The sequence below is a fragment of the Sulfurospirillum oryzae genome (genome assembly GCF_025770725.1).
GTDB classification, from domain to species: domain Bacteria; phylum Campylobacterota; class Campylobacteria; order Campylobacterales; family Sulfurospirillaceae; genus Sulfurospirillum; species Sulfurospirillum oryzae.
The window spans coordinates 54,229-76,206 of sequence record NZ_JANZKZ010000006.1 but is presented as its reverse complement, the minus strand read 5'-3'; the positions used below and the strand labels follow the sequence as shown (position 1 = coordinate 76,206).

At 41.0% G+C, this 21,978-nt stretch carries 21 protein-coding genes; 14 read left to right on the top strand and 7 right to left on the bottom strand.

Annotation, left to right across the window (positions count from 1 at the left end; translation table 11 throughout):
• The first annotated feature begins 108 nt into the window (after nt 1–108).
• The 9 genes from pstS (at nt 109) to N0B29_RS12395 (ending at nt 10,390) form a co-directional block, all read left to right on the top strand.
• The gene (gene pstS / locus N0B29_RS12435; protein ID WP_263834046.1) at nt 109–1,104 is read left to right on the top strand and encodes a phosphate ABC transporter substrate-binding protein PstS; all 996 of its coding nucleotides are present in this window, start codon (nt 109–111) and stop codon (nt 1,102–1,104) included.
• An 82-nt stretch (nt 1,105–1,186) separates the two neighbouring features.
• Nucleotides 1,187–2,053: a phosphate ABC transporter permease subunit PstC gene (pstC, locus tag N0B29_RS12430; RefSeq protein ID WP_263834045.1), complete on the top strand. Its 867-nt coding sequence runs from the start codon at nt 1,187–1,189 to the stop codon at nt 2,051–2,053.
• The gene (gene pstA / locus N0B29_RS12425) at nt 2,046–2,888 is read left to right on the top strand and encodes a phosphate ABC transporter permease PstA (protein WP_263834044.1); all 843 of its coding nucleotides are present in this window, start codon (nt 2,046–2,048) and stop codon (nt 2,886–2,888) included. The genes pstC and pstA overlap by 8 nt, the downstream gene beginning before the upstream one ends.
• A 151-nt stretch (nt 2,889–3,039) precedes the next feature.
• Nucleotides 3,040–3,831 (top strand): phosphate ABC transporter ATP-binding protein PstB, encoded by a 792-nt coding sequence (gene pstB, locus N0B29_RS12420; RefSeq protein WP_263834043.1) that lies wholly within the window; start codon nt 3,040–3,042, stop codon nt 3,829–3,831.
• A 170-nt stretch (nt 3,832–4,001) separates the two neighbouring features.
• Nucleotides 4,002–5,603: a methyl-accepting chemotaxis protein gene (locus tag N0B29_RS12415; RefSeq protein WP_263834042.1), complete on the top strand. Its 1,602-nt coding sequence runs from the start codon at nt 4,002–4,004 to the stop codon at nt 5,601–5,603.
• Between the two features lie 9 nt (nt 5,604–5,612).
• Nucleotides 5,613–6,386 carry a dioxygenase family protein gene (locus tag N0B29_RS12410; RefSeq protein WP_263834041.1) on the top strand — a complete coding sequence of 258 codons (774 nt, stop codon included), beginning with the start codon at nt 5,613–5,615 and terminating at the stop codon, nt 6,384–6,386.
• 159 nt (nt 6,387–6,545) lie between these two features.
• The gene (gene purB / locus N0B29_RS12405; protein WP_263834040.1) at nt 6,546–7,892 is read left to right on the top strand and encodes an adenylosuccinate lyase; all 1,347 of its coding nucleotides are present in this window, start codon (nt 6,546–6,548) and stop codon (nt 7,890–7,892) included.
• 18 nt (nt 7,893–7,910) lie between these two features.
• Nucleotides 7,911–9,317, top strand: a complete 1,407-nt coding sequence (locus tag N0B29_RS12400) for an anion permease (RefSeq protein WP_263834039.1) — start codon at nt 7,911–7,913, stop codon at nt 9,315–9,317.
• A 104-nt stretch (nt 9,318–9,421) separates the two neighbouring features.
• On the top strand, nt 9,422–10,390 hold the full coding sequence (locus tag N0B29_RS12395; protein ID WP_263834038.1) for a helix-turn-helix transcriptional regulator: 969 nt from the start codon (nt 9,422–9,424) through the stop codon (nt 10,388–10,390).
• Here the strand turns inward: N0B29_RS12395 and olsF are convergent.
• Nucleotides 10,387–12,102: a bifunctional ornithine lipid synthase OlsF gene (olsF, locus tag N0B29_RS12390; RefSeq protein WP_263834037.1), complete on the bottom strand. Its 1,716-nt coding sequence runs from the start codon at nt 12,100–12,102 to the stop codon at nt 10,387–10,389. The genes N0B29_RS12395 and olsF overlap by 4 nt on opposite strands.
• A 140-nt stretch (nt 12,103–12,242) precedes the next feature.
• Between olsF and N0B29_RS12385 the strand changes: the two genes are divergently transcribed.
• The 4 genes from N0B29_RS12385 to N0B29_RS12370 are packed head-to-tail and all read left to right on the top strand — an operon-like array spanning nt 12,243 to nt 15,463.
• Complete coding sequence (locus N0B29_RS12385; RefSeq protein ID WP_263834036.1) at nt 12,243–12,911, top strand: phosphate signaling complex PhoU family protein; 669 nt, start codon at nt 12,243–12,245, stop codon at nt 12,909–12,911.
• 7 nt (nt 12,912–12,918) lie between these two features.
• Entirely contained in the window at nt 12,919–13,590 is a 672-nt protein-coding gene (locus tag N0B29_RS12380) for a response regulator transcription factor (protein WP_263834035.1), read from the top strand.
• Nucleotides 13,584–14,984, top strand: coding sequence for an ATP-binding protein (locus N0B29_RS12375; protein ID WP_263834034.1), 1,401 nt, complete (start codon nt 13,584–13,586; stop codon nt 14,982–14,984). The genes N0B29_RS12380 and N0B29_RS12375 overlap by 7 nt, the downstream gene beginning before the upstream one ends.
• 59 nt (nt 14,985–15,043) lie before the next feature.
• Nucleotides 15,044–15,463, top strand: a complete 420-nt coding sequence (locus N0B29_RS12370) for an acyl-CoA thioesterase (protein ID WP_263834033.1) — start codon at nt 15,044–15,046, stop codon at nt 15,461–15,463.
• Nucleotides 15,464–15,468: 5 nt separating this feature from the next.
• On the opposite strand, the gene N0B29_RS12365 is transcribed toward N0B29_RS12370, so the two are convergent.
• Genes N0B29_RS12365 through N0B29_RS12355 form a run of 3 tightly spaced genes read right to left on the bottom strand, consistent with a single transcriptional unit; the run spans nt 15,469 to nt 17,768 of the window.
• Nucleotides 15,469–16,056 (bottom strand): GDYXXLXY domain-containing protein, encoded by a 588-nt coding sequence (locus N0B29_RS12365; RefSeq protein ID WP_263834032.1) that lies wholly within the window; start codon nt 16,054–16,056, stop codon nt 15,469–15,471.
• Nucleotides 16,053–17,402: a DUF2157 domain-containing protein gene (locus N0B29_RS12360; RefSeq protein ID WP_263834031.1), complete on the bottom strand. Its 1,350-nt coding sequence runs from the start codon at nt 17,400–17,402 to the stop codon at nt 16,053–16,055. Before N0B29_RS12360 ends, N0B29_RS12365 begins: the two co-directional genes overlap by 4 nt.
• Nucleotides 17,403–17,423: 21 nt before the next feature.
• Nucleotides 17,424–17,768 (bottom strand): winged helix-turn-helix transcriptional regulator, encoded by a 345-nt coding sequence (locus N0B29_RS12355; protein WP_263834030.1) that lies wholly within the window; start codon nt 17,766–17,768, stop codon nt 17,424–17,426.
• Between the two features lie 126 nt (nt 17,769–17,894).
• On the opposite strand from N0B29_RS12355, the gene N0B29_RS12350 reads away from it, so the two are divergent.
• Nucleotides 17,895–18,458 (top strand): NAD(P)H-dependent oxidoreductase, encoded by a 564-nt coding sequence (locus tag N0B29_RS12350; RefSeq protein ID WP_263834029.1) that lies wholly within the window; start codon nt 17,895–17,897, stop codon nt 18,456–18,458.
• 40 nt (nt 18,459–18,498) lie between these two features.
• On the opposite strand, the gene N0B29_RS12345 is transcribed toward N0B29_RS12350, so the two are convergent.
• The 3 genes from N0B29_RS12345 to N0B29_RS12335 all read right to left on the bottom strand — a co-directional run bounded on the left by N0B29_RS12345 (nt 18,499) and on the right by N0B29_RS12335 (nt 21,561).
• A complete protein-coding gene (locus tag N0B29_RS12345) occupies nt 18,499–20,211 on the bottom strand; it encodes a sensor histidine kinase (protein ID WP_263834028.1) in 1,713 nt (570 codons plus the stop codon).
• Between the two features lie 91 nt (nt 20,212–20,302).
• Nucleotides 20,303–20,983, bottom strand: a complete 681-nt coding sequence (queC, locus tag N0B29_RS12340) for a 7-cyano-7-deazaguanine synthase QueC (protein ID WP_263834027.1) — start codon at nt 20,981–20,983, stop codon at nt 20,303–20,305.
• Nucleotides 20,983–21,561, bottom strand: a complete 579-nt coding sequence (locus tag N0B29_RS12335; protein ID WP_263834026.1) for a 7-carboxy-7-deazaguanine synthase QueE — start codon at nt 21,559–21,561, stop codon at nt 20,983–20,985. The genes queC and N0B29_RS12335 overlap by 1 nt, the downstream gene beginning before the upstream one ends.
• Nucleotides 21,562–21,978: the final 417 nt, after the last annotated feature.

Here is a 21,978-nt window from a genome sequence, read left to right as displayed (position 1 = left end):
AGCGCAACACTTCAATTCACTTCAAAATGTATTGCATGTTGTAATCAAATTGTAATGAAGTCTTATTAAAATTCAACCTGTTAAAACAAAAAAACAAGGGGTTTTTCAATGAATAAAATGCTTCTTCTCTCCGCTCTAGCAGCAGTGAGTCTTATGGCAGCAGATAAAATCAGTGGCGCGGGTGCGAGTTTCCCTGCTCCTATTTATTACCAATGGGCACATGCGTATGAGGCAACCACAGGTATTCAGGTGAACTACCAATCCATCGGAAGCGGTGGTGGAATTAAACAAATTCAAGCACGTACGGTTGATTTTGGTGCATCCGATGAACCATTAGAGCCTGCAAAATTAGCTCAAGATAAATTATTACAATTCCCTGCTGTTGTGGGTGCGATTGGTTTAGCGTACAACATCCCAACACTTGAAGGCAAAGAAGTAAAACTCTCCAATGCTGCAGTTGAAGGCATTTTTATGGGAACTATCACCAAATGGAATGACCCAAAAATCGCTGCGGATAATACAGGTGTTGCACTTCCTGATCAAGCGATTACCATTGCACACCGTTCAGACGGAAGTGGTACAACATGGAATTTTACCTATTGGTTAGACCAAATCAGCCCGGTATGGCATGAAAAAGTTGGTCTTGGCAAAACCGTTAAGTGGCCAGTAGGCATAGGTGGAAAAGGCAATGAAGGTGTGACCAACATGATCAAGCAAACTCCAGGCTCAATCGGTTATGTTGAAACAGCGTATGCTGAGAAAAACAACCTTCCAATGGTAACCATCCAAAGTGCTGAAAAAACATGGGTTAAACCAACGACTGAAAATATCAAAGCAGCAGCAGCCAATGCAAAATGGAAAGCAGAAGAAGGATTTTATCAAATCCTAGCAAACCAACCGGGTAAAAACACATACCCAATTGTAGCTGCAACGTTTATTTTATTGCCAACAGAAAAAGCAGACCAGAACAAAAAAGTTGCAACATTCTTTGACTACTCATTTGAAAAAGGTGCCGAAGAAGCACAAAAATTGGGTTACATTCCTCTTCCAAAAGAGACTGTTACTGCTATTGTTGCTTACTGGAAAGCAAACGGCGCTAAGTAAAGCAATTGAATTTTTCAGCAAGGGGTTTTCCTCTTGCTGTTTGTACACTTTTATCTTTACCAAACAAGGAAACACGAAAACAATGAAGAACTTTAACGTTGGCGACTTTATCTTCGAAAATGTCTCAAGAGTCATGTCCATCTCTGTGCTTGTCATTCTCGTGAGTATTTTTTATGTTTTATACGACCACGCTAAACTTTCCATTGATACGTTAGGATTTGGATTTATTTTTGACACTGAATGGGCTCCCAATCTTGAAAAGTTTGGAGCATTTCCTGCGATTTATGGCACACTAACGAGCACCGCAACGGCAATGGTTTTAGCCACACCTCTTGCTCTTGGTATTGCCATTTTCCTCTCTGAAATTGCAAGAGGACGTCTAAAATCATTGATCGGAACAATGATCGAGCTTCTTGCTGCAATTCCATCGATTGTTTATGGTATGTGGGGGCTCTTTTTCTTTGTACCACTCATTCAAAAACTAACAGGAACGTCAGGGATTGGAACATTAACGGCGAGCATTATCCTTGCCATTATGATCATCCCTTTTACAGCAGCCGTATCACGCGATGCGATGGACACAACACCTGACATCCTCAAAGAGTCTGCCTACGCACTAGGAGCGACCAAATGGGACGTCATTAAAGATGTCATTATTCCTTTTGCCAAAGTGGGAGTAATAGGTTCTGTTATTCTCTCTTTAGGACGCGCGCTTGGCGAGACCATGGCGGTTACCTTTGTGATGGGCAATAGCACCAATATGCCTTCTTCCATCCTAGAGCCAGCAACCAGCATTCCTGTCATCTTAGCCAACGAATTTAGTGAAGCCGATGGAGACTTGTACTACTCAAGTCTTTTCTATTTAGCGCTTATCTTGTTTGTGGTCAGCTTTACCGTGATTGCCGTTGCAAAATTTGCATTTTTACGAAAAGTGAGAAAAAATGGTTAAGGTTAACTCATCTTATAAAAAACGAAAAATTACCAATATCATTGCACTCTCGCTCGCCTCTTTAGCAACACTCATTGGTATCTTTTTTCTCTTTTGGATTTTGGGAGTGCTTGTTTTCAATGGACTTTCGCACATCTCCTTAGATCTCTTTATCAAAGATGGCGCACCTCCAGGTATTGCACCGAGCGGACTTCGTCATGCTTTAGTCGGACATTTGATGCTTACCTTTGCTTCTACGATTATCGGTGTGCCGATGGGGCTTTTAGCGGGAACATACCTCAGCGAGTATGGCAGAAGTTCACGCTTTGCAAACTTTACGCGTGATCTTTCCGATATTATGATGTCAGCACCTTCGATCATCATTGGTGTTTTTGTTTACGGTATTTTGGTTATGCCTCTTGGTCATTTCTCAGGATGGGCAGGAAGCGTTGCACTTGCTATTATCATGATTCCTGTCATTATTCGCACCACCGATGACATGCTAGCCCTTGTGCCTATTGAACTGCGAGAAGCGGCTTACGCACTGGGTGCGCCAAAATGGAAAGTCATCGTGCAAATTGTTTACAAAGGTGCGATTACGGGCATTACAACCGGTGTCCTATTGGGCGTTGCAAGGGTTGCAGGAGAGACAGCACCGCTTCTCTTTACCGCCTTCAATAATAACTTTTTCGCCACCGATATGAGCAATTCAATGGCATCTTTAACTGTGACCATGTTTAATTACACAATGAGTCCTTTTGAAGACTGGCAAGCCATTGGTTGGGCAAGTGCAGCTATCTTAGCGTTTGCTATTCTTGCGATCAACATTGGCGGTCGCCTTTTAATTAAAAAATAGAGTTCTTCCAGAACTCATAACACGCCTTCAAAGCAAAGCTTTTCAAGCTACGCTAACACTGGGTTTTCTTCGGCAGAAAGCCCGCGCACCTTTGGTGCTTTTAGTTCTTGCGAAATTGAGTCGTAAGAAATTTACTTAATAAAGGAATTTTATGGCTACCATTACGCCTATGAACGATGCTCTTGAACTTGAAGTTAAGAATTTTAACTTCTACTATGCAGGCAAGAGCGACCCAAACCTCAAGTCCATTGATATGCCTATTGCAAAAAAGAAAGTAACCGCGCTCATAGGACCTAGCGGTTGTGGTAAAACAACCCTGCTTCGCTCTTTTAACCGTATGCACGACCTCTACCCTGGCAATCGTTATGAGGGAGAGATCCATTTTCATGGCGACAACCAAAATCTTTTAGATAAAGATATAGACCTCATAGCACTTCGTATGAAAATTGGTATGATTTTTCAAAAACCAACCCCTTTTCCAATGAGCATCTTTGACAATGTCGCTTATGGTTTACGCCTGCAAGGATTAAAAGATAAAAAAATCTTGGCACAAAAAGTCGAAAAAGCGCTGCGTGGGGCAGCCCTTTGGGATGAAGTGAAAGACCGTTTAAAAGATGGAGCTTCCGCACTATCAGGCGGTCAACAACAACGCCTTTGCATCGCGCGTGCGGTTGCCGTTGAACCAGAAGTGTTGCTTTTTGATGAGCCAACCAGCGCGCTTGATCCGATTTCAACGCTTGCGATTGAGCAGTTGATTATTGAGCTGAAAGAGCAACTTACCGTCATCATCGTAACACACAACCTCCAACAAGCTGCACGTCTTTCGGACTATACCGCATTTATGTATTTAGGAGAGCTCATTGAGCTTGGTGCTACCAAAGACATGTTTGTCAATCCAAAAGAGCGTTTAACAGAAGAGTATATTACGGGAAGATTTGGATAATTCCAACTCCTCCCTTATCTTTACATGTAATGCTAAAAAACCTTTCAAATCACCCAAACCCACTCAATGAAAAAGCAAATTAAGTATTATGCGTTAACCGCTTATTAGTAATCTATTGGTATAATTCCACATAAAAGTTTTCATCTCTTCGGGCTAAACAAGGAGTCTTTATGTTATCCACCATACGCGCCAAACTCTTCTTTTTACTTATTGTTGTTCTCTTTGGTACAGTAAGTCTTAGTTATCTGCTTATTTCCAACACCAGCAGTGCAGAACAAGCAACCGATAAAATTCAAACAACAGGTGAAATTTCAAAGCATACGGCAGAGCTTCTTATGCATTCAAGAGGGTATCAGCTCTATTTTGATCAAAAATCATTAGACAATTATGCTCTTTCTTATAAGAATCTATTGGAACATCTTGATGAATTAGAAAAAATAATTCACTTTAAAGAGAATCTAGCCCTTCTACACCAAATTAAAGAAGACCTCAAGCAACACCATATAACCAATACAGCTCGTTTAGAAATTATAAAAAAATACAAAATAAATATTAATTCACCAGAATTCATCGCTTCTTCTGAGGGGCAAAATTTTGCAAAACTCACAGAACAACTCCGCGTTGAAAACACTGATATTGAAGAGAAAGTTGAAAAACTCTCTGATGCTATTATGGCTTATGAAGATGCTCAAGTAGAGAGATCACGCATCATTGGGATCGTTATGGCACTGATCATTTCAGGAGGTGCTTGTTTTCTTTTCTGGTTTATTGCCAACCAAATCAAACGCTCCATTCAAAAAGCATCTGAAGAGTGTACCTATATTGGTCAACATAAAGACCTTCAACATACCATACAAACTATTGGTAACGATGAAATTGCACACATGATGCAAACGGTCAATACCCTGCTTTCAGAGCTCCGTCAAGCACTCGATAACGCGAAGCGCACGGCTATAGAAAACGCAGCGGTAGCTGAAGAGCTCTCTTCGACATCATTGCAAATCGGCAAACGTACTGAAGATGCCGCTAAAGAGGTTGATGAAACCGTTCAAGCAACCAAAACGGTTGCGACCATCTTAAAAACCAGTGAAGAGAGTTCAACGCAATCGGGCAATATGATCGCAAGCGTTGCCGATGAGTTAGGAAACGCTTCTAAAGAGGTGCTCTCTGTCTCTTCAGATCTTCAAACCATTGTCGTCAGCCAAACCGATCTCTCCAGCAGACTTGAACATCTTGATCAAGAGGTCTCACAAGTTCAACAAGTGCTCTCTGTTATCTCTGATATTGCAGAACAAACCAATCTTCTAGCGCTTAATGCTGCTATTGAAGCGGCGCGTGCAGGAGAACATGGGCGTGGATTTGCTGTTGTTGCCGATGAAGTGCGAAAACTCGCTGAACGTACCCAAAAAAGTCTTGTGGAAAGCAATGCAACCGTAGCAGTCATCGTTCAGTCGGTCAATACCTCAACAGATATGATGAAAAAAAGTGCTGAGGAGATCCAAGCACTTGGACTTCGTGCTGAAAACACACAAACACTTATGCTTCAAACCGTAGACAATATGAATGAAGCCAAAACCTTAGCTTTGCGTACGGCGAGTGATGCAAAAGAGGGTAGTGCCAAAGCCGGCGAAGTGATGAACCGCATCAGTAACATCCACCAGCTCTCCACGACCAATGCGAGAAGTGTCGAAGAGATTGCCAGTGCGGCTGAACATCTCTCTAAACTCTCTGAAAGTCTAAGTCAAACGCTTTCTGCCTTTAAAACAGCCTAAGGAGAGTTGATGCCACCAATCATGCCAAGCCTCTTTTTGGGGCACGGCTCGCCTATGAATTTGATCTTGGAGAACAGTTATACCGAAGCGCTGGAAGCCCTCTCACGTGAACTTCCTACGCCAAAAGCCATTCTTGTCATCTCAGCACACTGGTACACCAATCAAACAAGTGTGAGTATCAGTTCGGGTATTGCGTATGAGACACTGTACGACTTTTACGGATTCCCGCCCGCTTTGTATGAACTCAGCTACAAATCACCCAGCAACAATACACTCTCAAAACGTATTGCAACCCTTTTAGATGCCCCTTTGGTAGAACGTGGACTTGACCATGGTGCGTGGATGCCTCTTTTTTATCTCTTCCCCAAAGCAAGCATTCCCGTTATACAACTAAGTATCAATAAAAATCTCCCGCTCTCTTTACATGTAAAGATGGGTGAACAACTTCAAGTACTTCGTGAAGAAGGTATTATGATTATTGGGAGTGGCAATTTAACGCATAATTTAGGGTTGGTTGACTTTTACAACATCAATGCACCCGCAGTTGAATGGGCGAAAAATGTCGACAGCTTTATTGACAAAGCGTTTACATGTAAAGATATAGACTCGCTCATTAGAATTGAGTCATTGTGTCCTGATTTTAAAACAGCACACCCATCCATCGACCACTATTTGCCACTGTTATACATCGCAGGAACACTGAAAGAAAATGAATGTGTACAATCCATCGTCCCAATTTTTCAAAATAGCTCTTTAAGTATGCGAGGTTTTATCACGAAGTAGTGATAAGCCTTGCTCTTCTCTTTTCCTCCCTTTTTTAAAACTCTTTTTTAACGGTCAAATTCTGTCACAATTATCGCCCTAAGTTCTCTTTTACGGTCAGTTTCTGTCAAACCTATCCGATACCATTCTCTTATAAAATTTTGTTTTAAGGAGAAAGTTATGGCATCTGGTTCAATAGATAGTAGAGTATTTGGTGTGCTTTTTGCAAGCGATGAGATGAAAAAGATTTTTAGCGATGAAAACCGTGTTCAAAAATGGCTCGATACAGAAGCGGCACTTGCACGTGCTCAAGCAAAACTTGGCATGCTCAAACCAGAGTACGCAGAAGAGATCACTAAAAAAGCAAAAGCGGAGCTTCTAAATTTAGATGAAATCGGCGAAACCTACAAAAGCACGATTACCATCGTTCCACTTCTCAAAGCTTTCAAAAAAGTTCTTGACAACAACGCTGGTGAGTTTGTTCACTGGGGTGCAACTAGCCAAGACATCATGGATAATGGTTTGATTCTTCAAATGAGAGAAGGTCATGCGCTTTTAGTAAAACTCCTTACTAAAACATACGAAGAATGTCTCAAAATTTCTGAGAAATACAAAGACACTGTTATGGCTGGACGAACACATGTTATTCATGCACTTCCTATTACATTTGGTTTCAAAACTGCGATGTGGGCGGATGAAGTCAAACGTAGTCTTATCCGTCTAGAAGAGCTAAAACCTCGACTTCTAAAAGGACAACTTAGTGGTGCTGTTGGAACCCTTGCTTCTCAAGAAGGTAAAGGTTTTGCAATGCAAGAGTTGATGATGAAAGACTTAGGTCTTGCCGTTCCTGTTATCTCTTGGCATCCAACGCGTGACCATATCGCTGAGTATGTTTCACTTCTTGCCCTCATCTCTGGCACGATCAGCAGAATCGCACACGAAATTTTAAGCCTTCAAAGAACAGAAATCTGTGAAGTAGAAGAGCCTTTCTTCATGGGCAAGATCGGAAGTTCTACCATGCCACACAAACGTAACCCACAAGTCTGTGAGAGCATTATCGCGTTAACAAAAATCGTTCGTGCGCAAGCACCTTTGGCTGTTGAAATCATGCAATGTGAAAACGAGAGAGACTGGGGCTGTGAAGCCGTTGAATGGGACATTGTGCCTAAAACATCTATCTGTTTAGCTGCTGCTTTAGAGAAAATGAATGACACCTTAGAAAACCTCATCGTCTACCCCGAAAACATGAAAGAGAACTTGAACAAACTTAAAGGCGCGATGCTGAGTGAAGCCGTTATGTTACACCTTGGCGAGAAATTGGGTCGTTTAACTGCCCATGAAATCGTTTATGAAGTCTGCATGAAGGCGTTCTCTGAAGGCACGATGGTTATCGATGCACTACTTGCACGCGAAGAAGTGGCAAATGCATTTACAAGAGAAGAGCTTGCAGAGATTCTTCGACCAGAAAAATACACAGGGCTATCATCAGAATTTGTAGACAGGGTATTAGCAGATCGTTTAAAATAATTCTATAAGGGGTATCCGATGAATAAAAATATTATTAACGGCCTTATTGTGGTTCTCGTAGGTGTGAGCATTTGGTTTATGCCCTCCCCTGAGGGTATTACGGCGCAAGGATGGCATTTGTTTGCCATCTTTGTGGCTACGATTTTAGGATTTATTTTGCAACCCCTATCCATGGGGGCTTTAGCGTTCATTGCCATTACTCTGACCATTCTTTTGAATGTGTTAAAACCTTCCGAAGCACTCTCAGGCTTTGGCAATAACACCATTTGGCTCATTGCCTCAGCCTTTATCTTTGCAAAAGGGTTTATCGTCACAGGCTTTGGTAGAAGAATCGCCTATGTGGTCATTAAAATGATCGGCGATAGTACATTAAAACTTGGTTATGCTGTGGCCATCAGCGATCTTATCATGTCGCCAGCGATGCCTTCCAGTGGTGCAAGAGCGGGTGGTGTTCTTTACCCCATTGTTCGCAGTCTTTGCACCGCATTAGGTTCTGAACCAACTGATGGGACGGAGCGAAAAGCAGGTGGATTTTTGATGCAGATTTTGTATCAAGGAAACACCATCACAAACGCCATGTTTATGACGGCAATGGCAGCAAACCCACTCATCGCAACGCTCGCTCAAAAAGCGTTAGGAATTGAAATTTCATGGGGACTATGGGCACTGGGTGCTTCGGTACCAGGCTTACTTTCTTTAATGATTATCCCCTATTTTCTTTATAAGGTTTATCCTCCTGAGATTAAAGCCTTTCCACAAGGAAAAGAGATTGCTAAGGCAGAGCTAGCCAAAATGGGACCTCTCTCTTTTGGTGAAAAGGTCATCTGCGGTGTTTTTGTGGGTGCGCTTATTTTATGGTCAACTTCACAGCTCACAGGCATTGATGCAACCGTTGTTGCGATGCTAGGGGTGAGTGTGATGGTCATCACCAAAGCGTTGGATTGGAAAGATGTGTTAGAAGAGAAAGGTGCGTGGGATACACTCATTTGGATGGGAACACTCATGACTTTGGCTGGATTTTTAACTAAATTTGGCTTAATCGGACTCTTTTCAAAAGCAGTAAGTGCTCAAGTTGCTGGTATCTCTTGGCCACTGGCTATGACCATTCTCATCATTGTTTATGTCTATTCTCACTACGCATTTGCAAGTTTAACCGCGCATATTACAGCGATGTATGCCGCCTTTTGCGCCGTCATGGTAGCTGCGGGTGCACCTGCTTATCTCGTAGCGCTTTCAATGGCGTACATGTCTAACATCTGTATGTCTATTACCCATTACGGTGGAGCACCTGCACCGATTATTTTTGGTGCGGGTTATGTTGATCAAGCAACATGGTGGAAACTTGGATTTTATACCTCAATCATTAACCTATTGGTTTGGGTAGGTATTGGTGGTCTTTGGTGGAAAGTAATAGGTTTATGGTAAAAGCCACGCATACACTCGCTACTTAATGTTATGGTAGAATTATACTGACTACCTTGAGCGAAGAGATATCCTCTTCGCTTTCTAAAATTATACAAAGAGCAACAATGAACGGTAAAAAAATATTTGAAGTATTTGAGCTCCTACAAGAACTGACAAGAGGTAAAGAAATCGTCATTAGTGATTATGCAGCCAAAAAAGAGATTTCAGAAAGAACGCTAAGACGATATTTTGAAGATTTACGATCTTTTTTTGGAGAGCATTCGATCATTCAAACCGCACGTGGCAGTTACACCTCTATCAATAAAGAATTCTTCAATCATGCCCTTTTACCAAGCGTAGAAGATAAAATAGAGATAGAACACCTCATTGACCTCTTGCATATCATCAACCCTGGCTTTACGAACGAACTGCCTTCGATGCACCGCAAAGTGGACAATAAAATTCAAAAAGAGCTGACACAAGTTTTTCTCATCAAAGGAAGTCCTTCTGAAACACTTCCCTCACAAGAAACATTTGATACCCTTAAAAAAGCAATCAAAGGCAGACGCTATTGCGATATTGTCTATGAAAAAGAACTTTTAAGCGATGTTAAACCACTTAAAATTATCTACTGTAAAGGGAACTGGAGTTTAGCCATTTTACATGAACATGAACCTTCCAATAATGGCTTTCGATTCATTCGTGTAGGCTTTATAGACTCTATTACACTGCAAGCCAAAACATTCAATAAAGATACATACTCCGAAAATTTTGTCTGTAATGCCCAAAGCTTTTTTGAAGGCTATAAAATTCCAAGCTATGAAGCAATTGTTGCTATACCTCCTTACCTAGAGAAATTCTTTCGTCAAAAATCTTTTTCGCGCACGCAAAAGATTTTAGGCACCTTGCCTAATGGTTGGATTAAAATTTCTTACCAAATTACAAGTAACGATTTTATCTTGATGTTAGCCCGCAGATGGTTCCCTGATATGATCATACTCGAACCCAAAGAGGCACGTGAAGAGATCAATGCCATGATTGAAAAGTATCAAGACAATAAGGCTCAATTTTTCAATGAGCCTTTAGATGATTAAGCTCCTTTAATATAACGCGCCTTTTTGGCTTCTTTGATTTTGGTGATGTCCACTAAGATGAAGCTATCGACACAGTTGGCAAACTCTTTGTCAATATTAAAGTCCAAAAAGCAGATACCGCCCTCTTCGCAAAGCTCTGTGTACTGTTTGTAGAGGGTTGGCACGCTGAGATCTATATGCGAGAGTTGTTCTTTTAAAACGGCAAAATCCTCTTTATAGTCATTGCCTTTAAAAAAGGCCTGCGCTTCTTCTTTTTCCAATTTACTCATAAAAAAGCCATTGCGCGCACTCACGAGCTCTTTGTCTGTCGAAAAGTAGAGTGCATAAAAGGTCACAATAAGATTTTTGGCGATCTTAGGATACACATCGCTTAGGCTGACAGGTCCGTACATGTAACGAATATGCGGGTTTTGAAACAAGTACGCTCCAATGCCCTGCCAGAGGTAATCAAGCGCCCTACTTCCCCAGTAACGCGGTTGCACAAAACTTCGTCCTAACTCAATGGAGTTGTTCAAATAAGGCTCAAATGCTTGCTTAAATTCAAAGAGTGTTTGTGAGTAAAACCCATCCACACCAAAATATTGATTGATAAAATTAGCTTCACCAATACGATACGCACCGACCACTTCAAGCTCTTCATCATCCCATAGAATAATGTGTTTGTAGTGTTTATCAAACGCGTCAACATCTCGCTTAGAGCCTGTGCCCTCTTCGACTTTACGAAATGTAAACTCCCTTAAACGCCCGATCTCTTTCATTAAAATAGAACCGCTCTCATAGGTATAGAGATAGATCTTTTTGCCATCACTCGTCTGCCCTAAAAGTGTCGATTTTTTAAGTTCAGCACGAATTGCTTTACGCTCCTCAGGATGCGCAATCGCCGTTTGGGTTGTGAAGATACCTTTTTTACCTTTACTGATTTTGTAGAGGTGTTTTTTTAAGAGATTAATGAGTGTATTTTCACCCAGTTCTGATTTTTGCAGTGTCTTAAAAGCGATCATTTCGCCTACTTTAAAACTGATGACTTTAGAGCGTTTTTTAAACATCTCACGCGCAAGCAAAAAGGTGGAAAGCTTTTTGTTGATCATGGAAAGCGTGTAAAAAAGTGGCGAATTTTTAGCGTCGATGAATACGGGTAAAATGGGCGAATTGCTTTTTTGCGCAAATTTCAAAAACCCTTTTTTCCACTTTGCATCTTTAATGCCCGTTGGGTGGGCACGAGAGACCTCACCGGAGGGGAAAACGATGAGTGCTTCATCATTTTCAAGCGCATCATACACTTTTTTAATCGACTCTTTCGCCGTAGATCCACTAAGATTGTCAATAGGAATCAAAAGCGAACTTAGGGGCTCTATCTGCATTAAAACATCATTGGCAAGCACTTTCACATCACTACGTATCTCTTTGACAAGTGAAATGAGGGCAAGTGCATCCAGCGCGCCTAAAGGGTGATTTGCAATGATAATCACACGACCCGATGAGGGGATATTGGCTTTATCTTTATTGGAAACGGTGTAACCAAAATTAAAATACTCCAAAACCGCTTCAACGAAGTCAAAACCACGGTACGCTTCACCATGCACCATAAAATTGTTAATCTCCTCTTCGTGCAGTACTCTTTTTAGCAGATAAACCACAAAATTTCTCACAATAGAGGGATAATAAACAATTCTTGGGTACTTGAGGCTTAGTGTCTTTTCTACGTCTACCATAAATGCTCCTTTATGTCTCTTTTTATGGATGGATTATAAACACAGAGCATTACGATGTGGTAACGCTAGAGAGGATTTTATGTTACCATATTGTAATGATTTAAAACTACAATAATGGCAAACTATTGTAAGGAAAATATATGCTTCAAAAATATGAAGAGAGACTGATAGAAATCAAAAAAATGCTCATAGATTTGGGTTCTGAGATCACAATGGCAAGTGAAACAGCACTCAGTGGTATGGAGAGTTTGGACATTGCTCGCTTTGAATCCTCTCGTACACTTCTTAAAAATATCGAAACCCAAGCTAACGCGATTGACAACGAAATTGTCGTTACCTTAGCCCTTTTTGGTCCTGAGGCGAAAGACCTTCGCAAGATGGTGGCTTACCTTAAAATCACCAACGAACTTGTCAAAATTGCGGAAAATATTCGCAGCTTTAGCAAACGCATGGCACTTCATCTCCAAGGCGATGTTCCATTTATTTCATTGCATGAATACTCAACACACCTATGCAAAACCGCTATCAAGGCCGTTTCTCTTGCCATTGGAACGATTGATGTTGCAGACAAAGATACCCTTGAAGATGTTTACCGCCGTGTCAAAGTTGAAGAGAGTAAAAGTGATGATCTCTACTCTATTTTAGAGAAAAACATCCTTAGCGACATCGCCAAAATGATCGACCAGTCGGCTGATTTTATTCAGATTTTAAGTACAATGCGAAAGTTAGAGCGCATGGCAGACCGTAGTGTGAACATCGTCCAACTGATGATCTTCGCACGTGTTGGCGGAGAGATGAAGACTTACTAGGAAGCAAATGAAGCAGACTATTTTAATTATTGAAGACGAAGAAGACTTGCTTGAACTTTTGGAGTATCACCTTCAAAAAGAGGGTTATGAAACGCTGGGCTTTTTAAGCACTAAAAATGTTGAAAAGTGCCTTCAAGAAGAGCCTATTGATCTTCTGATTGTTGATCGAAACTTACCCGGTGTTGAGGGAAGTGAGTTTGTTGAAGCCCTGCGCAAAAAGGGCTTTATGCAAGCGGTTATCTTTGTTACAGCCAAAGACAGCGATACGCACATTGAAGAGGGTTTTCTACGCGGATGCGACGACTACGTCACCAAACCTTACAATATGAAAGAGCTTTTGCTTCGCATCAAAGCGATTCTCTCTCGCACCGCACCTGCCAATAACAACATGCTCTCCTATCGAGACCTTGTGTTAGACCTAGACGCGCACCGTTTACATGTAAACACTAAAGAGGTTGAACTCACCAAATTAGAGTTTGATTTGCTTCGCACGATGATTGAAAATAAAAGCGCTGTTTTAAGCCGCGAGTTTCTACTCGAGCATGTCTGGAAAAATGATGAATTTTTTCAAGACAAGACGGTCAATGTCGCCATCAACCGCCTGAAACAAAAGATCGACCCAACCAAAGAAAAAGAGTACATCAAATCTATTTGGGGCGTAGGATATAGCCTATGCTAATGCTCCATCAACACATTACAAGAGCCCTTCTTGCCCTTTTTTTGGGCACGCTGTGTCTTTCTGGTTTGGTCAGTTACTTTACAATTAAAAATGAAAATATTGATCGTTACAAGAGTGAACTTGAAACGCACATCAAATTTATTCAGGCTCAACTTCCTTACATCAATGACCTTGAAAGTTACGCCAAAGTTATCAAAGAGAGTTATGGCATTCGTGTGACATTGATTGATCAAAATGGCGTTGTTTTAGTCGATAGTGACAAAGATAACGAAACCATGGATAACCACGCTCATCGCGAAGAGATCATCAAAGCCCATAAAATTGACTATGCTCACTCTGTGCGTTTCTCAGACTCTGTCAAAAGTAACTTTTTGTATGTTGCGCACCGCTTTGAGAGAGACAATAAAGTCTTCTTCTTGCGCCTTGCCACCAACATTGACACCATTATGCACAACTTTTACCACTTATGGGTAAAAATCGCTGTTATTTTTACACTCAGCATTTTAGCGGGTCTCTATGTGACGTATATTTTCAGCCAAAAAGTGCGCAAAGAGATCGATAAGATCGTTACAAATCTTCAGCAAATTGCCGACAAAGACTATAAAATCACCATCACTTCACACTTTAGTTTGGAGTTTTTTGAAATTGCCAATTACCTCAAAAAATTAGCCTCCAAGTTGGAAAAACGTGCGAAACAAAAACGCAAGTATACGGCTAAAATCAAGCTCATCTCCCAACAACGAAGCGATGTCATCTCTGCCATTAGCCATGAGTTTAAAAACCCTATCGCTTCCATTATGGGCTACGCGCAAACGCTTCTGGATGATCCCAATGCAAACCCGCAAATCAGAGAGCGTTTTTTAGGAAAAATTGTCCAAAATGGACAGAAAATTTCAAATATGATCGACCGACTCACCCTGACAACCAAGTTTGAAAACGGCGACTTTAACGCACAAACAAGCCTCTTTGACATCATCAAAGTAACCCAAGAACTTGTGCAGAGTTTTCGTGAAAAGCACCCTACGCGCACTATTTCGTGTGAGCTTCCGCAGACCTATATGATCACGGCTGATCGCACGATGATGGAGATCGTCATCTCCAACCTCATCGACAATGCACTCAAATACTCCGAAGAAGCGATCATGGTTACACTGGAAAATGATGCTTTACATGTAAAAGACAGCGGTGTGGGAATTAAGGCTGAAGAGATCGAAAAAGTCACCCAGAAGTTCTACCGCGCCAACGCGCATTCGTGGGACAACTCCATGGGATTAGGACTCGCTCTTGTGACGTACATTCTCAAACTTCACAATACTGCCCTTGAGATACAAAGTAGCTTAGGCGTAGGATCTGATTTTTCGTTTAAATTACCTTCAAACAATACTGTATTATGATACACCATTCAAAAGAGGCTACAAAAATTTAGCCTCTCTTTTCATTGTAAAGGCTCTACATGCATAATATGGGTGAACCGCGCATTAAAATTGTCGCTATGCCAAAAGACACAAATCCTGCTGGCAATATCTTTGGTGGATGGATTATGTCGCAGATGGACATTGCAGGAGCACTCGCAACGCGTGATCTCAATGTAGGACGCGTTGTAACTGTCGCTGTACAGTCGATGGAATTTCGTGAAGCGGTCAAAGTAGGCGATGTCCTTAGCTGTTACGCTAAGATTATCAAAATTGGGAGAACCTCCCTTACAGTACGCATTGAAGTCAATGCCGAGCGCTCCATCGAAGGCACTCACCGCTGTTTACATGTAACCAGTGCGGTGATTACCTACGTGAATGTCTCAACAGAAGGCAAAAAAATACCTATCCCTTACACCGAAAACGAACTCCTAACACTCGGCATTGAAGCTAAAGAGTAACGCTTTTACTCAGACTGTACAAATTGGCTCAGAGGTGTCTCACCGACAACAAGGTCTTCGATGACGCCTTTTCCTCCCAAGACTCTAAGCTTCGCTTTAACACTGACACCACTGCGCGCTCTTAGCACTTTCTCTGCTTTGGGGGCTATGTCTTCGCGCATGTAAAAACGATCAAATGGCAAAGAAAAATACACATTGGCATGCTCAGGCTTTTCAGCACTTTTTGGCACACTTCCTTGATTGATGTACTGCACATTTACTTCCAAAAAATGACCGTTTGCAGGCTTTGAAAAACGTACTTCCTTGATTGCATCACCTTTTTCCTGATGCTCCAAGAGCGCATAACCTTTAGGTGATGTTTCATCCATTGACTCATTAGAAGCCAAAGGCGCTTTGGTTGCATTTTCAAAACGAAGGGTGACATAACGTCCACGGAACGGATCGTACGGATCGAGCGGAAGTACTTTAAAATAGAACACCTCACCCTCTTTTAAAATGCGCTCATAACTCATCATCTGAAAAAGGATGGCACCAAGTTGCACAACACACAAGACGCCAAAAACAATCCCTAAAAAAAGTTTAGTCCCTCTCATGCTTTTGCTCCCAAACGACGTCTTAAAAAGGCGTTCATAACCAAAAACGCTACACCCGTTGCTATAAATGCCACACCTTTGGCAACCAGATCAAAATTGGCATCCATAAAGTGAATCCAAATACTCAAGGCAATCAAAATCGTACCTTGATTGATCAACCCTATTTTAGACTCTTTTGCACCACACACAATCATCCAAATAGCACCAAGGAGTACCGAGGCATTTATAAAGAGCATCGCAGCGTAATGCGAAGGCTGAGGTTGATTTTGCAACAGACTGTAGACAAAAAAGATCAAAGGTGTCGCGATGACAAGTATTTCTGCGGGAACCTGTTTGAGTTTGCGCCCCAAAACGACTAAAAGGGCTAGAAAAAGCAGGGCTAAACTTATCATGAGCCAGCTTGTGTGCGTTGGTTCTTCCACGTATCCAACCGATCCGCCCATCCAAAGCCATGAGCGAAATGAAACATGGTAAAGCACTAAAATCAAAGCGCCAAACTTGCCAATACGCAAAAAAGGAGCCTGCCAAAAACGATCCCCATGCGAAAGGTAAAGCATACCCGCCATATAGTAAATCGCAAAAAAGAGTGCTAAGAAGTTGAGTATACTGCGAAGATTGCGAATTTCATGTGTTTCTATCACAATTTCGATGATAAAAACAAGAAATAAACTGATAGCAAGTCCCCAACTAAGCAACAACGTTGCATTAGCATTTTTTGCCATTTTAAGTTGCCATACATAATAGCCAATCCAAACAAGCGCGATGGTAAGCAGTAAGAGTGGACTTAGATGAGAGCCTATGTTGGCATCGAGGAGCGTTGTAAAATCACTTCGATTCATAATCCACACCGCTGTCCATAAAATGATTTGCAAAAATGCAGCACCGGATGAAGGAAGCAACCATGCAATCGCAAATGTAAGCAAAAGCCAGATGCTCAGAAAATCAAACATATTGCCACCCAAATGATACGTCTGCCCAATAATCGCAAGCGACGCACCCATCATCAAAAACCAAAAAATGCCACTGCCTTCACGAAGCGACCCGTCATTTGGACGATAATACTTCGCCCAAAAACTCAAACCCTGCGCACCCACTAAAAGAGCAATCGCTAAGATAGTTCGCTCCAAATGCCCAAGTGCATCCCAGTTATACGCCAAAATGGAGATAATCCCAAGCCCCACAAGCGCAAACCCCAACAAACTAAATGCCATACCCGAAGAGCGCTGCGTTGACGTTTCACCCGCATAACGACTCAGAAGTACTTTCGCATTTTCCTCCGTAACAATGCCCTCTTTAACCCAAGAAGGAAGCTCTTTTTCAAGCCATCTGTAATTTTCTTTGCTCATAAATACCTTTACATGTAAAGCTTATTTTTCTTTTTTACAGCCATATTGTGCTGCATACGCTTCACCAAACGTGTGCATGGAACTTAGGACTTTTTCAAGCTCTTTGCCAATGGGGCTGAGTGCATATTCCACGCGCGGGGGCACTTCTGCAAAGACGGTTCGCACGATGATATGATCGGCTTCTAGTTCTTTAAGCTTTTGTGTCACGGTCTTTTGCGTAATTTGCGGAAACGCTTCACAAATATCTTTAAAACGTTTCTGCCCACTTAACAAAATATAAACGATAAAGATCTTGCTTTTGTCGTTTATAATACCCAACGTCAATTCAACGGGGCAATGGAACTCTTTTTCATCTATCATTATCATAATTATCACCTCTTATTTTGAATTATACCATAATAACCATTTTTGTTCTTTACTTACTTTTTTTTCTGTAAGGTAATTATAAGTTGTTTAGGTATATATTTTCCTAAATAATTCAAGGAGTTTACCATGAAAAAAACATTGATTATCTTAGCGCATCCTAATATTGCAGAATCAAAAGTCAATAAAGCGCTGATTGAAAGTATTAAAGATGAACCTAACATCACCATCCATGATCTTTATGCTACTTACAAAACCGTTGAAGCTATTGATGTTGCGAAAGAGCAAGCACTTTTAGTCCAATTTGACCGTATTATTTTTCAATTTCCACTCTACTGGTACAGCGCACCTGCTATGTTAAAAGAGTGGCAAGACAAAGTGTTAGGCTATGGCTTCGCGTATGGACCAGAGGGGAGTAAACTTGCAGGCAAAGAGAGTAAAATCGTTGTCAGTACTGGCTCGCCCGAGTATGCTTACCAAGCGGGTGCGTACAACAACTTTACACTCAGCGAATACCTAAGACCGCTTCAATCAACAATCGTTTTTACCGGTATGGACTTTAAAGGAATTTTTGCAGCTTATAGTGCCATGAAGCTTACCGAAGAAGCATTGCTCAAAGACATTAGCCATTATCAAAAAATTCTCAAAAGCGAAGATTGGAGTACCTCACTCTTTAAGTTTCTTGCAGAATAATCAAGAGGGCTTAAAATGCCCTCTTTCTTGTACTTATTGATTAGGCTTCGTTGCGTGGCAAGACGATGGTCACGAACAGTCCTCCATTTTCATTGGAAGCGTTGATAGAGCCTTGCATACTCTGCTCAACAATCTGTTTTGACATGTAAAGACCAACACCCGAACCTCTTTTTGGATCTTTTGTGGTAAAAAATGGATCAAAAATATGTGGCAACTGTGCTTCATCGACGCCTCCACCATTGTCGGAAACTTCGAGAATGAGGTAATGCTCTTGCTCATAGCCTTTAATGGTAATTTCGCCGGCTTGAATGTGTTGCTCAATGATTGCTTCTTTCGCATTATTGATCAAGACCAAAAGAATGTGCGATAGCTCTTTTTTAAATCCATACACCATGATCTCAGGTGGACAATCGATATGAAAAACAATGTTTCTATTGGCCATACCCCCATCGGTGATGCGGATACTCTCTTCAATACATTGATGCAAAGAAAACGTGACTTTTTCGGTATCGGCTAGGAAAAATTCTTTAAAATCATCGATTGTTTTCGACATACTCTGGATTACAACTCTTAGTTTTTTAATCTCCTCCTCAAGGCTTTCAGGAGTCAGTTTTTGCGCTTTGCTATCTAGAAAAATTTTATTGATAACAACACTGATGTTATTTAGCGGTTGTCGCCATTGATGTGCGATGTTGTTCAGCATCTCACCTAGAGCTGCCAGTTTGGCTTGTTGAAAAAGCATTCGATCTTTAAGCCTGCTATTTTCAACCTCTTCTTGAATCTTTTTCTCCAAGTTTTTATTGAAATATTCAAGCTCGTCTTTGTTATCAAACGATTCACAAAGTGCGGTAGCAATGGCTCCGTATTCATTCTCTTTGAGTAAATATCTTCGTAAAGGTTCTTTACTTTTAGCATTGAGCGCAATCGTAATATCGTGTAATGGAATTGAGATAAATTTAGCGATTAAAAGCGCGAAAACAATCATCAAAATAACCGTATGCGCAATCGTAAGCTTCATATCTTTTGCACCATAATGATCCAAGACTTCACTCATGCGATTATGAATATGCAAGTAGAGTGTCCCCACTTTTTCACTTTGAATTCCTTGCAAAGGAATCTCATGCACCGTCATATAGTCATGATCGTTTTTAATCGCACTCAAGCCAGCCTCAGCAATACCGTAACCACTAAGCTCTTCCAAAAAAGCCTCATCCCAGTGTTTTGCAATGACGACAAACCCTTTAGCTAAAACATCACTACTTACTTTCTCATCAATACGATGAATGGGTGCGACATAAAACTCGACAACGTTTTGAGTGGTTTTGGTGAAAAAATGGAGAACCTCATCACTTGAAGTATCCAGTAAGTTAGGGGGAAGCAGGGTCGTCACTGTTTCTAAAAAAGGTTTATCGGCTTCTGTGAAGATGACTTTTTTTGCGCTGTCTAAAATATAAAAGCCGCTAATACCAAACTGAATACTGCTACCTTTGAGGTTATCATCAGCCCATTGTTGATCTTTTGTTTCTGTAAAATTTGCAAGATCATTCCATGCAGCATAGTCCATCGCTTGCTTTTTGAAAGGATCAGACTTTAACACCAAAAGCTGCTTAAACCCTTGGACGATCTCTTTCGCATTCTGCTCTGCCATGACATTAACATTTTGACGTTCATCCATCAAAATAAAAGACTCAACGGCAATAGCAATCAAAAATGTTAACATCGTTAAGATGAAAAAAGAGGACTTCACACTCATCGCAGTACTCCTTTGCTAAAGAAGCTGTTAACACTACGTTTGGGAAAGATGACTATGCCTAAATAGCATAATCATCTTTACATGTAAAAACTTACATGCCTTTTTCGTAGGCTTCCCAGCCCGCTTTTCTCAAGATACATGCTGGGCACTCACCACAGCCGTATCCCCATGCGTGTTTTTCCTTATGATTGCCATTATAGCACGTATGTGACTCGTTGAGTACAAGCTCTAAAACACCCTCTTTATGCGAAAGTTCAAATGTTTCTGCTTTAGTCAGGTGCATAAGAGGTGAATGAAAGGTAATGTTTGCTTCACTTCCAAGATTGAGTGCTAGTTCAAGTGCCTTTACAAAAGGCTCTCTACAATCAGGGTACCCTGAATAATCGGTCTGATTGACCCCGATGATAATATGTTCAATGTCTTGCTTTTGTGCAAAAGCGTGTGCAAGGGTAAAAAAGATGGCGTTTCGATTGGGAACAAAAGAAGCTGGAAGATTGGTGTGCGTTCTGTGATGTGCGCCAATGTCTTGCGTACTGTCAATCAAGGCAGAGTCATTAAGTTGTGAAAAAGCATCTAAACTAAGGAGTGTGTTTTTTACATGTAATGCCTTGGCAATCTTCTGCGCCTGCGCAATTTCAACACGGTGTTTCTGCCCATAATCAAACGTAATACTCTCCACATAACCAAAACGGTTTTTTGCCCAACCCAGACAAGTCGTGCTGTCTTGACCACCACTAAATACCACCAGTGCCTTAGAAGCAATTTTTGCCATTATTCCACTCCTAAAAACTTATGCAACTGCGCACTTAAAATGAATTGGGGATGCGCTTTGACAAACTCAATGCAAAAATTGACATTCTCTTTGTTGGGGCGATCTACCTCATTTTGAGGCTGAATAAAGATGGGTTTATAGCTTTTAAATTCCAGTATTTTCTCCACAGGTGAGTCTTTACTCACCACAAATTTGATCTCATCATAACCAAATTTCTCGATTTTATTCCAATCTTTTGGACTGTATGTTACCCAGTTGGCATTGGAAATATTTGAAAAATTATACCCATTCGTTTCAACGGAAACAGAGTACATGTAAGCTTGCAAAAATTCGATAAAGCCATTGAGATTGTAGATCGTTGGTTCACCACCCGTGATGATGACTTGCATCGAAGGATAGCCTTTAATGCGCTCTAGCACCGCTTCAAACGTCAGCTCTTCATACTCGCCTTTGTGCAGTATTTCGTCGCAAAATGGGCATGTTAGATTGCACCCGTACAGACGAATAAAAATGGAGGGAACGCCTACCTGCGAACCTTCCCCTTGAATGGAATAAAATATTTCGACAACTTTTAACATACCGTTTTTTTCCTCAATAATGTTTAACATCATTATTATCTGCTATCTAACATTATAGTATGAAATGGATTAGAAGTTTATTTGAAAAGCAGCCTCTTGTTTTAGGTTTAACAAGAGGCATGCAGGGTTACATGTAAGATTTTAGTGGTGCGATTTAAGAATTAAGATGGTCATTCTGATGTTAATCATAATGAATTTTATCAATTGCCAAATCACACAAGTTCTCATAAAAATCGTAAATTTTGAAGGAATCGGTGTAAAAGAATTTTGTGAATACGGTGTTAATTTCATAGTGTTCTCCTTTGTTTTCATTTTTGTCACGCCTTTAGAGCAAAGCTCTAAAGACTACGTTAACACTGGGTAATGCTTGGCGCAATGCCCGCGCATCTTCGATGCTTTTAAGTTCTTGCAGAACTT

Bases quoted from the DNA above. Each gene is read 5' to 3' on its own strand.
- N0B29_RS12395 (WP_263834038.1), top strand. From the start codon at position 9,422: ATGAACGGTAAAAAAATATTTGAAGTATTTGAGCTCCTACAAGAACTG.
- olsF (WP_263834037.1), bottom strand. From the start codon at position 12,102: ATGGTAGACGTAGAAAAGACACTAAGCCTCAAGTACCCAAGAATTGTT.
- pstB (WP_263834043.1), top strand. From the start codon at position 3,040: ATGGCTACCATTACGCCTATGAACGATGCTCTTGAACTTGAAGTTAAG.
- N0B29_RS12365 (WP_263834032.1), bottom strand. From the start codon at position 16,056: ATGAGAGGGACTAAACTTTTTTTAGGGATTGTTTTTGGCGTCTTGTGT.
- pstA (WP_263834044.1), top strand. From the start codon at position 2,046: ATGGTTAAGGTTAACTCATCTTATAAAAAACGAAAAATTACCAATATC.
- N0B29_RS12385 (WP_263834036.1), top strand. From the start codon at position 12,243: ATGCTTCAAAAATATGAAGAGAGACTGATAGAAATCAAAAAAATGCTC.
- pstC (WP_263834045.1), top strand. From the start codon at position 1,187: ATGAAGAACTTTAACGTTGGCGACTTTATCTTCGAAAATGTCTCAAGA.
- N0B29_RS12415 (WP_263834042.1), top strand. From the start codon at position 4,002: ATGTTATCCACCATACGCGCCAAACTCTTCTTTTTACTTATTGTTGTT.
- N0B29_RS12400 (WP_263834039.1), top strand. From the start codon at position 7,911: ATGAATAAAAATATTATTAACGGCCTTATTGTGGTTCTCGTAGGTGTG.
- N0B29_RS12355 (WP_263834030.1), bottom strand. From the start codon at position 17,768: ATGATAATGATAGATGAAAAAGAGTTCCATTGCCCCGTTGAATTGACG.
- purB (WP_263834040.1), top strand. From the start codon at position 6,546: ATGGCATCTGGTTCAATAGATAGTAGAGTATTTGGTGTGCTTTTTGCA.
- N0B29_RS12335 (WP_263834026.1), bottom strand. From the start codon at position 21,561: ATGTTAAAAGTTGTCGAAATATTTTATTCCATTCAAGGGGAAGGTTCG.
- N0B29_RS12380 (WP_263834035.1), top strand. From the start codon at position 12,919: ATGAAGCAGACTATTTTAATTATTGAAGACGAAGAAGACTTGCTTGAA.
- N0B29_RS12360 (WP_263834031.1), bottom strand. From the start codon at position 17,402: ATGAGCAAAGAAAATTACAGATGGCTTGAAAAAGAGCTTCCTTCTTGG.
- N0B29_RS12410 (WP_263834041.1), top strand. From the start codon at position 5,613: ATGCCACCAATCATGCCAAGCCTCTTTTTGGGGCACGGCTCGCCTATG.
- queC (WP_263834027.1), bottom strand. From the start codon at position 20,983: ATGGCAAAAATTGCTTCTAAGGCACTGGTGGTATTTAGTGGTGGTCAA.
- N0B29_RS12350 (WP_263834029.1), top strand. From the start codon at position 17,895: ATGAAAAAAACATTGATTATCTTAGCGCATCCTAATATTGCAGAATCA.
- N0B29_RS12345 (WP_263834028.1), bottom strand. From the start codon at position 20,211: ATGAGTGTGAAGTCCTCTTTTTTCATCTTAACGATGTTAACATTTTTG.
- pstS (WP_263834046.1), top strand. From the start codon at position 109: ATGAATAAAATGCTTCTTCTCTCCGCTCTAGCAGCAGTGAGTCTTATG.
- N0B29_RS12370 (WP_263834033.1), top strand. From the start codon at position 15,044: ATGCATAATATGGGTGAACCGCGCATTAAAATTGTCGCTATGCCAAAA.
- N0B29_RS12375 (WP_263834034.1), top strand. From the start codon at position 13,584: ATGCTAATGCTCCATCAACACATTACAAGAGCCCTTCTTGCCCTTTTT.